8 protein-coding genes are annotated in these 11,264 nt (G+C 71.3%); 2 read left to right on the plus strand and 6 right to left on the minus strand.

Translation table 11 applies throughout. The features are described from left to right. Nucleotides 1-164 precede the first annotated feature (164 nt). The 6 genes from whiA to uvrA form a co-directional block, all read right to left on the minus strand. A complete protein-coding gene (gene whiA, locus AC1DP0_RS01845; protein ID WP_442278076.1) occupies nt 165-1,145 on the minus strand; it encodes a DNA-binding protein WhiA in 981 nt (326 codons plus the stop codon). Between the two features lie 257 nt (nt 1,146-1,402). After that, nucleotides 1,403-2,371: a gluconeogenesis factor YvcK family protein gene (locus AC1DP0_RS01850; protein WP_478082195.1), complete on the minus strand. Its 969-nt coding sequence runs from the start codon at nt 2,369-2,371 to the stop codon at nt 1,403-1,405. Between the two features lie 14 nt (nt 2,372-2,385). Continuing rightward, nucleotides 2,386-3,303 (minus strand): RNase adapter RapZ, encoded by a 918-nt coding sequence (rapZ, locus tag AC1DP0_RS01855; RefSeq protein ID WP_478082196.1) that lies wholly within the window; start codon nt 3,301-3,303, stop codon nt 2,386-2,388. Then, on the minus strand, nt 3,300-5,360 hold the full coding sequence (uvrC, locus tag AC1DP0_RS01860; protein WP_478082197.1) for an excinuclease ABC subunit UvrC: 2,061 nt from the start codon (nt 5,358-5,360) through the stop codon (nt 3,300-3,302). Before uvrC ends, rapZ begins: the two co-directional genes overlap by 4 nt. Before the next feature lie 43 nt (nt 5,361-5,403). Beyond that, entirely contained in the window at nt 5,404-5,862 is a 459-nt protein-coding gene (locus AC1DP0_RS01865) for a Rieske (2Fe-2S) protein (RefSeq protein WP_478082198.1), read from the minus strand. Continuing rightward, entirely contained in the window at nt 5,859-8,972 is a 3,114-nt protein-coding gene (gene uvrA, locus AC1DP0_RS01870) for an excinuclease ABC subunit UvrA (RefSeq protein ID WP_478082201.1), read from the minus strand. The genes AC1DP0_RS01865 and uvrA overlap by 4 nt, the downstream gene beginning before the upstream one ends. 142 nt (nt 8,973-9,114) lie before the next feature. Here uvrA and AC1DP0_RS01875 point away from each other — a divergent pair, with 142 nt between their 5' ends. Together AC1DP0_RS01875 and AC1DP0_RS01880 are read left to right on the plus strand one after the other, a co-directional pair. Next, nucleotides 9,115-10,950, plus strand: coding sequence for a glycoside hydrolase family 15 protein (locus AC1DP0_RS01875; protein WP_478082199.1), 1,836 nt, complete (start codon nt 9,115-9,117; stop codon nt 10,948-10,950). After that, nucleotides 10,937-11,264, plus strand: a 328-nt coding sequence (locus AC1DP0_RS01880) for a maleylpyruvate isomerase family mycothiol-dependent enzyme (RefSeq protein ID WP_478082200.1), incomplete at its 3' end; no start/stop codon positions are given. The genes AC1DP0_RS01875 and AC1DP0_RS01880, both read left to right, overlap by 14 nt.

Consider the following 11,264-nt stretch of genomic DNA (forward strand, 5'->3'; position numbering starts at 1 on the left):
TCGGACGGAAAAGCCAGACCTCGGGCCGCCCCGTTGCGACCGTGATCACATCCACCCTAGTGCGTGACCGTCCCCGGCGAGGCGGCAGTCTCAGGGCTGGGTGGGCATCCGCTCAGCGCGCGAGAGGCCGTCCGACGAAGCGGTCGGGCGGTCACCGAACCGGCTCAGCTCTCCAGCATGTCGGGCGTGAGGTTCGCGTCGGTGCCGGCCACCCCGAGCTCCTCGGCGCGCTTGTCGGCCATGGCGAGCAGTCGTCGGATGCGGCCGGCGACGGCGTCCTTGGTCATCGGGGGCTTGGCCAGCTGGCCGAGCTCCTCGAGGCTCGCCTGCTTGTGCTCGAGCCGAAGCACGCCGGCTTCGCGCAGGTGGTCCGGGATGTCCTCCCCGAGCAGCTCCATGGCGCGCTCGACCCGTGCCCCTGCGGCGACGGCAGCACGCGCGGAGCGGCGCAGGTTGGCGTCGTCGAAGTTGGCGAGCCGGTTGGCCGTGGCCCGCACCTCGCGCCGCATCCGGCGCTCCTCCCACGCCATCACGGCGTCRTGGGCCCCGAGGCGGGTCAGCATCGCTCCAATGGCGTCACCGTCGCGGATGACGACGCGGTCGACGCCGCGGACCTCACGGGCCTTGGACTGGATGCCGAGCCGCCGGGCTGCACCGACGAGGGCCAGCGCGGCCTCGGGCCCCGGGCAGGTCACCTCGAGGGCCGACGAGCGGCCCGGCTCGGTGAGCGAGCCGTGAGCCAGGTAGGCGCCCCGCCACGCCGCCTCGGAGTCGCACGTCGCCGCGCTGACGACCTTGGGCGGCAGACCGCGGACCGGGCGACCGCGGGTGTCGATGAGCCCGGTCTGGCGCGCCAGGGTCGCACCTTCCTCGACGACACGGACGACGTAGCGCGAGCCCCGTCGCAGTCCGCCCGCGGCGAGGACGAGCATGTCGCTCTTGTGGCCGTAGACCTCGGCGATGTTGCGACGGAGGCGTCGCGCGGCATTCGCGGTGTCGAGCTCCGCCTCGACGACGATCTGTCCCCCGATGATGTGAAGGCCGCCGGCGAAACGGAGCATCGTGGCGACCTCGGCCTTGCGACAGCAGGGTTTGGTCACCTCGAGGCGCGAGAGCTCGTCCTTCACCTTTGCTGTCATGGCCATGGGCGCCATCCTGCCACCCCGATCAAGCACCCTCGCGCCCGAGGGGCCGGGGCTCGGCCGTCAGTCCGTTTTCCCACGCTCTCGTATGCCGTGTCGCCGAGCCCGCGGGACGGCATACGTCGTCGGGTCGTGACGGCTCGGTCGGCGAGAGGTGGTGCAAACGAACCGGACCGAACGCCGCACCGGGCCCGTGGGAGCCGTTTCGCCGGTCCGATCCGGCTGACTGGACCGGTCGCGTCCGGTCGCGTCAGGGCGTGTCAGGAGATGACGTCGCGCAGCGCAGCCGCGAGCCGCAGGGGGTCGTGCACACCGGGCTCGCCCCTGGCCGCCACGGGCGAGACGACGAGCTCGGCGCCGAGCTCGGCCGCGGCGGCCCGCAGGGACGCGTCGTCGGGAACGACGCTGGGGTCGGCGAGGACGACGTCGAGGCGCACGTCGGGGGCGTTGGCCGCGAAGGAGGCGAGGTGGTCCTCGGCCCGGAAGTCGCGGGTCTCCCCCATGTGCACCTCGAGGTTGAGGTTGAGCAGGCGTCTGGCGGACGTCGTGACGAGCGCATCGGCGAGGGCCGGGACGAGCAGGTGGGGCATGACCGAGGTGAACCACGACCCGGGGCCGAGCATCACCCAGTCGGCCTCGCGCACGGCTGCCAGGGCCTCGGAGCAGGGCTGGGGACAGGTCGGGACGATGCCGATCGAGGAGACGATGCCCGGGGACGACGCGACCCGGTGCTGTCCCCGCACCTCGACCGTCTCCTCGGGGCGGTCGGGATCGTGGCCGCGGATCTCGGCGACGATCTCGAGCGGCTCGGCGGCCATCGGCAGCACCCGCCCCCTGGCGCCCAGGAGACGTCCGACGAGGTCGAGCCCCTGGACGGTGTCGCCGAGCAGCTCCCAGATGGAGACGATCATGAGGTTGCCGAGCGCGTGGCCCTTGAGGTCGCCCGTCCCGGCGAAGCGGTGCTGCAGCACGTCGCGCCAGGTGTGGCCCCAGTCGCTGTCGTCGCAGAGCGCCGCCAGCGCCATGCGCAGGTCGCCCGGCGGCAGGACGTCGAACTCCTCGCGCAGGCGGCCGCTCGAGCCRCCGTCGTCAGCGACCGTCACCACCGCCGTGACGTCGTCGGTCAGCAGCCGCAGCGCGGTCAGGGCAGCGGCGAGCCCGTGGCCACCGCCGAGCGCGACGATGCGGCGCTGGTGTGGCGAGCCGAGGGACGGGCGTGGAGTCGGCACGGAGAAGGTCCCGGTCACTCCCGGCCTAGGTCCCGGTGGACGACGAAGGTGTCGACGCGGTCGCGCCCGCGGAGCCGCCCGCTCAGCGCCTCGGCGATCGCCACGGACCGGTGCTTGCCACCCGTGCACCCGACGGCCACCGTGACGTAGCGACGGCCCTCGCGCACGTAGCCGTCGATCATCGTGTCGAGCAGGCTGCCGGCCCGGCTCAGGAACTCGTCGGCACCCTCCTGACGCATGACGAACTCGCTGACCGGGGTGTCACGTCCGGTCAGGGCCCGCAGCTCGGGGACCCAGTACGGGTTGGGCAGGAAGCGCATGTCGAAGACGACGTCGGCGTCGAGCGGCAGGCCGTACTTGAACCCGAACGACATGACGGCGATGCGAAGCTGCACGCGCCGGTCGCCGGCGAAGAGCGAGGACAGCTTGGCGCTCAGCTGGTGGACGTTGAGGCCAGAGCTGTCGATGACGACGTCGGCGGTCGAGCGCAGGTCGAGGAGCAGCTCGCGCTCGCGCTGGATGCCGTCGAGGAGCCGGCCGTCGCCCTGCAGCGGGTGTGGGCGGCGGACGCTCTCGAACCGCCGCACGAGCGCCTCGTCGGTCGCGTCGAGGAAGACCAGGCTGGGTCGTTCGCCGCGGGCCCGGGCCGCCCCGATGGCGTGCTCGAGCTGCGCGAACCACCCCCCGGCGCGGACGTCGACGACGACGGCGACCTGCTGCAGGTGCGCCTCGGGGTTGCGCGCCCGGGCCTCGTCGCGCAGCTCGGCGAGATGGCTGAGCAGCTGGGGAGGCAGGTTGTCGACGACGAGCCAGCCCAGGTCCTCGAGGACGTTGGCGGTCGTGCTGCGGCCGGCGCCGCTCATCCCGGTGACGATGACGATCGGGGCATCGGCCAGGGATGTCTGGGGGGCGGGCCTGCTGTCGGCGGTCATTCGAGCACTTCTCCCGTCGTGAGGTTCACGGCTGGCTCCTGGGGTGCACCCTCAGCCAAGTGGCTGACGACCGCCGCTGCAAGCGACCGGCCGAAGCCCGGTACGGCCATGATGTCCGTGATGTCCGCCGTGCGGAGACGTTTGACGGAACCGAACTCGCGCAGCAGCGCCTTCTGGCGACTGGCGCCCAGCCCGGGTATGCCGTCGAGCTGGGACGTCGTCATGGCCTTGGACCGGCGTTGGCGGTGGAAGGTGATGGCGAACCGGTGGGCCTCGTCGCGCAGCCGCTGCAGCAGGTAGAGGCCCTCGCTCGTGCGCGGGAGGATGACGGGGTGGTCCTCCCGGGGCAACCACACCTCCTCGAGACGCTTGGCGAGGCCGACGAGGGCCACCTCCTCGATACCCAGCTCGTCGAGCACCGCCTGCGCCGCGTTGACCTGCGGCAGTCCGCCGTCGACGACGATGAGGCTGGGCGGGTAGGCGAAGCGTCGCGGGCGGCCCGTCTCGGGGTCGATCGGGCCGGAGGCGGTGGGCTCGTCGTCATCGTCATCGGAGGAGCCGTTGGAACCGTTGGACGAGCCGTTGGACGAGCCTCCGACGACCCCCGTGGACAGGTCGAGGTCGCCCGCCCCCTCGGCGTCCTCGAGGTAGCGCCGGAACCGGCGGGTCAGGACCTCCCGCATCGCGGCCGTGTCGTCGACGGTGACGGGCTCGGCGCCGTCGTCACCCGAGGCGGCCCCTCGGACGATGAAACGGCGGTACTCGCTCTTGCGCGCGAGACCGTCCTCGAAGACCACCATCGAGGCGACGACGTTGGTGCCCTGCACGTGACTGACGTCGTAGCACTCGATGCGCAGCGGGGCGTCGTCGAGGCCGAGGTAGTCCTGCAGCTCCTGCAACGCCTTGCTGCGCAAGGTCAGGTCGCCGGCCCGGGCCACCTTGTGCCGAGCGAGCGACTGGTCGGCGTTGCGCCGCACGGTCTCCATCAGGGTGCGCTTGTCACCGCGTTGGGGCACCCGGACGCTGACGGCCGAGCCCCGCACCGACGACAGCCACTCGGTGACGGCGTCGACGTCGGCGGGCAGGGTGGGCACGAGCACCTCGCGCGGGACCGCGTCGCGATCGGCGTCGCCGTAGACCTGCAGCAGCAGGTGCTCGACGAGCGTCGGGACGTCCTCGCTCTCCTTCTCGACGACCCAGCCGCGCTGGCCACGGATGCGACCGCCTCGGACGTGGAAGACCTGGACCGCGGCCTCGAGGTCGTCGTCGGAGAGGGCGAAGACGTCGGCGTCGGTGGCGTCGCCGAGGACGACGGTCTGCTTCTCGAGCGCCTTGGTCAGGGCGCCGATGTCATCGCGCAGGCGTGCGGCCTGCTCGAAGTCGAGCTCGGCCGCCGCCTGCTTCATCCGGGTCTCGAGCCGCTTTGCGAAACGGGTCGTGTTGCCGGCCATGAAGTCGCAGAAGTCCTCGGCGATGGCGCGGTGCTCCTCGGGCGTGACCCGCCCCACGCAGGGCGCCGAGCACTTGTCGATGTAGCCGAGCAGGCACGGCCGCCCACTCGCGGCCGCGCGCTTGAACACGCCGGAGGAGCAGGTGCGCACCGGGAAGACGCGCAACAGCAGGTCGAGAGTCTCGCGGATCGCCCACGCGTGGCCGTAGGGACCGAAGTAGCGGGTGCCCTTGCGCTTCGCGCCGCGCAGCACCTGGGCCCGGGGGAACTCCTCGCCCATCGTGACGGCGAGGAAGGGGTAGGACTTGTCGTCGCGGTACTTGACGTTGAAGCGCGGGTCGAACTCCTTGATCCAGGAGTACTCGAGCTGGAGCGCCTCGACCTCGGTGCGCACGACGGTCCACTCGACCGACGCAGCGGTCGTGACCATCGTGGCCGTGCGCGGGTGCAGGGCGGTGATGTCCTGGAAGTAGGACGACAGTCGCGGGCGCAGCGACTTGGCCTTGCCGACGTAGATGACCCGGCCGTGCGCGTCGCGGAAACGGTAGACGCCCGGGTCGGTCGGGATCTCCCCCGGCTTCGGTCGGTAGGTCGTCGGGTGCGCCACGTTCCCACCCTATGTCGGCCCACCGACGCCGCCGAACGGCGCCTCAGCTGACCGAGAAGGTGCCGCCCGTCACCGTGATCTTCTTGGCCGTGAGGCCCGTGGGCGCGGGACCGGAGACGACGTTGCCGGTGGCGGCGTCGAAATGGCTCTGGTGGCAGGGGCAGATGATCTGCCCGCCCTCGACGGACCCGACGATGCACCCCTGGTGGGGACACACCGCGTCGAACGCCTTGAAGGTGCCGGCCGTCGGCTGGGTGACGACGGTCTGGTTGTCGGCGAAGACCTTGCCGCCCCCGACCGGGATCTCGGACGTCGGGGTGCTGGCAGACGCCGGCGAGGCCCCGTCCGATGACGGGGCGGCGCTCGGGCTGCTGCAGGCGGCCAGGGCCCCGGCGCCGACGACGACACCGACGACCTTGAGGACGCCGCGACGGTCGGTGAGGTCGCCGACCCGCTCGTGGAGCCCGCGGTCCGACGCGGCGTGGTGCGTGCCCTCGGTCATGCGTTCTTCTTCCGGGTCGTGGTGGAGGACCGCGTCTTGCTGACGGTGGTGCTCGACGTGGTCTTCTTCGCAGCGGCCGTGGTGGCGCTTGCGCGTGCGCGTCCGGTCGCCGTCGACTTCACTGTGCGGGACGTCGTTGTGCTCTTGCCGTCAGCTCGCTGTGAGCCCGCCGGGCTCTCGGCCTTCTTCGCGCGGGGGCGCGTCGTGCCGCGGGCCGTCGTGCGCGCGGTCCGCTCGAGGATGGGCTTGAGGAAGCGGCCCGTGTGGCTGGCGGCCACCTCGGCGACGTGCTCGGGGGTGCCCTCGGCGATGACCATGCCACCACCGGAGCCACCCTCGGGCCCCATGTCGATGATCCAGTCGGCGTTCTTGATGACGTCGAGGTTGTGCTCGATGACGATGACGGTGTTGCCCTTGTCGACCAGGCCCTGGAGCACGTCGAGGAGCTTGCGGATGTCCTCGAAGTGCAGGCCGGTGGTCGGCTCGTCGAGGACGTAGACGGTGCGCCCGGTGGAGCGCTTCTGCAGCTCGCTCGCGAGCTTGACGCGCTGGGCCTCGCCACCGGAGAGGGTCGGCGCCGGCTGACCGAGGCGCACGTAGCCCAGGCCGACGTCGTTGAGGGTCTTGAGGTGGCGCGCGATCGCGGGGACCGCCTCGAAGAAGGTGGCAGCCTCCTCGATCGGCATGTCGAGCACGTCGGCGATCGTCTTGCCCTTGAAGTGCACCTCCAGCGTCTCCCGGTTGTAGCGCGCCCCGTGGCACACCTCGCAGGGGACGTAGACGTCGGGCAGGAAGTTCATCTCGATCTTGATCGTGCCGTCGCCCGAGCAGGCGTCACAGCGGCCACCCTTGACGTTGAAGGAGAATCGGCCCGGCTGGTAGCCGCGCACCTTGGCCTCGGTCGTCTCGGCGAAGAGCTTGCGCATGTTGTCGAAGACGCCGGTGTAGGTCGCGGGGTTCGACCGCGGCGTGCGTCCGATCGGGCTCTGGTCGACATGGACGACCTTGTCGAGCTGGTCGAGACCGGTCACGGTCTTGTGCCGTCCGGGCACGTGCCGCGCACCGTTGAGCTTGTTGGCGAGGACGTTGTAGAGGATGTCGTTGACGAGCGTCGACTTGCCCGAGCCGGAGACACCGGTGACCGCCACGAGGTTGCCGAGGGGGAAGTTCACCGAGACGTTCTGCAGGTTGTTCTCGCGGGCCCCCGAGACGGTGATCTGGCGACCGTCGTGGCCGCGGCGCACCTCCGGCGAGGGGATCTCGCGGCGACCGGAGAGATACATGCCGGTCAGCGAGTCGGGGTGCTCGAGCAGGCCCTTGACGGACCCCGAGTGCACGACGTGGCCGCCGTGCTCACCGGCGCCCGGGCCGATGTCGACGACCCAGTCGGCGGTCGCGATCGTGTCCTCGTCGTGCTCGACGACGATGAGCGTGTTGCCGAGGTCGCGCAGGCGGGTCAGCGTCTCGATGAGACGGTGGTTGTCGCGCTGGTGCAGGCCGATCGACGGCTCGTCCAGGACGTAGAGGACGCCGACGAGGCCGGAGCCGATCTGCGTCGCGAGCCGGATGCGCTGGGCCTCGCCGCCCGAGAGCGTGCCGGCGGGACGGTCGAGCGAGAGGTAGTCGAGTCCGACGTCGAGGAGGAAGCCGAGGCGGGCGTCGATCTCCTTGATGACGCGCTCGGCGATCTGCTTCTCGCGGGCCGTGAAGTCGACCGTGTCGAGGAAGCCGGCGGCCTCGTTGATGGCCAGCCCACAGACCTCGGAGATGTTCTTGCCGCCGAGGAGCACGGCGAGCGACTCGGGCTTGAGTCGCGCGCCCTTGCAGACGGGGCACGGCACCTCGCGCATGAAGCCCTCGTAGCGGTCGCGGCTCCACTCCGAGTCGGTCTCGGAGTGACGGCGCTTGATGAACGGGACGACGCCCTCGAAGCCGGTCGTGTAGGAGCGGTCGCGGCCGTAGCGGTTCTTGTACTTGACGTGGACCTTGTAGTTCTGGCCGTGGAGCAGGGCCTCCTTGGCCCGCGCCGGCAGCGCCCGGAACGGCGCGTCCATCGAGAACTTCATGTCCTCGGCGAGGGCGCCCATGACGCGCTGGAAGTACTCGGCCGAGCCGGAGCCCTGCGCCCACGGCGCGATTGCGCCCTCGGCGAGCGACAGGTCGTCGTCGGGCACGACGAGCTCGGGGTCGACCTCGAGCTCGGTGCCGATGCCGGTGCACTCCGGGCACGCGCCGAACGGCGAGTTGAAGGAGAAGGACCGCGGCTGGATCTCGTCCATGCCCAGGGCGTGGTTGTTGGGGCACGCCATCTTCTCGGAGAAGCGCCGCTCGCGCTCCTTGTCCTTGGCGTCCCGGTCGACGAAGTCGATGATGACGACCCCCCCGGCGAGGCCGAGCGCGGTCTCGACCGAGTCGGTGAGGCGACGCTTGGAGCCGCTGTCGTCACCCTTGGCCACGAGACGGTCGACGACGACCTCGATGGTGTGCTTCTTCTGCTTCTCGAGGGCCGGCGGCTCGGTGAGCGAGACGACCTCGCCGTCGACACGGGCTCGCGAGAAGCCCTTCGTCTGCAGCTCGGAGAAGAGGTCGACGAACTCGCCCTTGCGCCCCTGCACGACGGGGGCGAGCACCTGGAACCGGGTGCGGTCCTCGAGCGTCAGCAGCTGGTCGACGATCTGCTGCGGGGACTGGCGGGTGACCGGYTCACCGCAGACCGGGCAGTGCGGCCGACCCGCGCGGGCGAAGAGCAGCCGGAGGTAGTCGTAGACCTCGGTGATGGTGCCGACCGTCGAGCGCGGGTTGCGGTTGGTCGACTTCTGGTCGATGGAGACCGCGGGCGACAGACCCTCGATGAAGTCCACGTCGGGCTTGTCCATCTGCCCGAGGAACTGCCGGGCGTAGGCCGAGAGCGACTCGACGTAGCGACGCTGCCCCTCCGCGAAGATGGTGTCGAACGCGAGGCTCGACTTGCCCGACCCCGAGAGTCCGGTGAAGACGATGAGGCTGTCTCGGGGGAGGTCGACGGACACGTCGCGCAGGTTGTGCTCGCGCGCGCCGCGGACGACGAGGGAGTGGGCGTTGCCGGTGGGTGTAGCAGTCACGCGCATCATGCTAGGTGGGGTCACCGACAGTCCCCTCATCGGCGGCGCAGGGGTGGACAAGCCACGCGCCTGCGGACACCTCCCGTCCACCTCGCCCACACGCCTCCCGCGCCTCCCGCGCTCGCCCCGGCGGGACGGCATACTCGATCCCATGAGTGAGCACGTGCCGCCGCCGATCGAGGACTACGCCGTGCTCGGAGACCTCGGCACCGCCGCCCTCGTCAGCCGTCGCGGCTCGGTCGACTGGCTCTGCCTGCCCCGCTTCGACTCCCGGGCCTGCTTCGCGGCGCTGCTCGGCACGCCCGACAACGGGCGCTGGCTCATCGCCCCGGCCGACCCCGACGCGGTGACGACCCGCAGGTACGTCGGCAACTCGTTCGTCCTGGAGACGACCCACGAGACCCCCACCGGGCGGATCCGTGTGACCGACCTCATGCCCCTCGGTGACGGTCGCTCCGACCTGCTGCGCCGCGTCGAGGGCCTGGAGGGCACGGTCCGGGTGGTCCACGAGTGGACGGTTCGGTTCAACTACGGCCGCACGCGACCGTGGGTGGCCCGGCACACCGACGACCGCAAGGACCGCACCGACGAGATCATCACGGCCATCGCGGGCCCCGACATGCTCGTGCTCCGCGGCGCGCGGCTCCCCCACGCCAGGGACGGCCACCACGTCGACGAGTTCGACGTCACGGCCGGCCAGATCCTCACCTTCTCGACGACGTGGTTCCGCAGCCACGACGCCATCCCTCCGCCGCTGCGGGTCCGGGCCCGCATCCGCGAGACGATCGCGCGGAGCGAGGTGTACGCCGCCCACAGCGACTACGTGGGCCCGTACGCCGAGGCCGTGACGCGCTCGCTCCTCGTCCTTCGCGGTCTGACCCACCAGCGGACCGGCGGCATCGTCGCGGCGCCGACGACCTCCCTCCCCGAGGAGTTCGGCGGCGAGCGCAACTGGGACTACCGCTTCTGCTGGCTGCGCGACGCCGCGCTGACGCTCGAGGCGCTCCTCGGCTGCGGCTACCTCGACGAGACCGCGCTGTGGCGCGACTGGCTGCTGCGGGCCGTCGCCGGCGATCCGGAGGACATGCAGATCATGTACCGCGTCGACGGTGGACGCGACCTCCCGGAACGCGTGCTCGAGCACCTGCCGGGGTATGCCGCGTCGCGCCCCGTGCGCGTCGGCAACGCCGCCGTCGACCAGCGACAGACCGACGTGCTCGGCGAGGTCCTCATCTCGCTGGACCACGCGCGGGCGCGCGGGCTCGAGGAGACCGCCGACTCGTGGCACCTCCAGCGGTCCCTCATCAACCACCTCACCGAGCACTGGGAGGAGGCCGACAACGGCCTGTGGGAGATCCGTGGCCCGAAGCGGCACTTCACCCACTCGCGCGCCATGGTGTGGGCGGCCTTCGACCGCGCCGTCCGGGCCGTGGAGCAGCACGGTCTCGACGGCCCGGTCGAGCAGTGGCGGGAGTTGCGCGACCAGGTGCGCGACGAGGTCCTGACGAAGGGGTTCGACGCCCGGCGGAACACCTTCGTCCAGCACTACGACACCACCGAGGTCGACGCGTCGCTGCTGACGCTGTCGTCGATCGGCCTCGTCGACGGTGACGACCCGCGGATGCTCGGCACCATCGCCGCGGTCGAGGCCGACCTGATGCGCGGGGGGCTGGTCATGCGCTACCGGACCGACACGGGCGTCGACGGCCTCGCGGGTGACGAGCACCCCTTCCTCGCGTGTTCCTTCTGGCTCGTGACGGCGTACGCGCGAGCGGGTATGACGACGCAGGCCACGGAGCTGATGGACCGGCTCGTGGGCCTGGCCAACGACGTCGGACTCCTGTCCGAGGAGTACGACCCGATCGGGAAGCGCATGGTGGGCAACTTCCCCCAGGCCTTCTCGCACCTGACGCTGGTCGGCGCCGCGCTGGCGCTGGCCAAGGCGGCGAAGGTGGAGACGAGAGAGGCGACGCATGCGGCACGCTGACGTGACACCCGAGCTGGTCGCCGCCGAGACGGACCGCCTGGTCTCGACGGCGGCGTCGTTCCGCAACGACGCCGTCCTCGCGCCGTCCCTGTGCCAGGGCTGGTCCCGTGGCCACGTCCTGTCGCACCTTGCCCGCAACGCCGACGCCCTCGTCCGCGTGTGCGACGTGGCCCTGACGGGCAGCCCCGACACGATGTACGACGACGTCGCGTCACGGGACGCCGACATCGAGCGCGGGGCCCGCCGGGCGGCCGACGACCACGCCACCGACCTCCGCGACACCGCGGCGCGCCTCGCCGAACGGCTCGAGGCGC

The organism is Terrabacter sp. P5_B1, from assembly GCF_056400505.1.